This is a genomic window from Rhizobium sp. BR 315 (assembly GCF_050577975.1).
Taxonomy (GTDB): Bacteria; Pseudomonadota; Alphaproteobacteria; order Rhizobiales; family Rhizobiaceae; genus Rhizobium; species Rhizobium miluonense.
Map to the genome: position 1 here is coordinate 1 of NZ_JARWKZ010000190.1, position 536 is coordinate 536.

Below are 536 nucleotides of genomic sequence, written 5' to 3' on the forward strand. Positions count from 1 at the left end.
GATATTGATTTGATTATTTTAAAAGCATTTAAATTGGAGGGAATAAAAATGAAGTTTGTGAGTGTAGAACAACAGAAACGGTTTTTGGAAATCAAAGAGCAAATGCCTTTTAATCTTAAAKGAAACGACAAATTGTTATCTTTAGCTTATATTATGTCCAGTAGCAATGAACTAAAAACAAAATTACAACCTTATATACAGTGGGATAAAGGTTACGACTATGAGAAAATGATCCGTGAAATCCCTTTTTCTAAGGAAGAATTAGTTTTAGTTAAAGCTTCAGTAACTTTCTTTGATAATGGTGTAATCCTTCAATTCTCTGAGGTATTTACAGAACTAGAACAAACTGAAAGAGAAATAGTCCTGAATGCTGCTGATATCAGATATTCAAAAAGAGATATTTATGAGCCTGGAGAAGGCAATTTATATACTAAATAGAAAAGGTTGAATTTAATTGAAACAATACTCCTTTAACATAACAGCTACAACCTTAGAGGAATTTAAAAAATTTCTCCCGACCCATAAAAGTAAAAAAA

1 protein-coding gene is annotated in these 536 nt (G+C 29.7%); it reads left to right on the forward strand.

Translation table 11 applies throughout. From position 1 onward, the window contains the following. The coding region (locus QD409_RS35710; RefSeq protein ID WP_430765079.1) for a hypothetical protein at positions 1–438 on the forward strand (438 nt) is incomplete at its 5' end. Positions 439–536 lie beyond the last annotated feature (98 nt).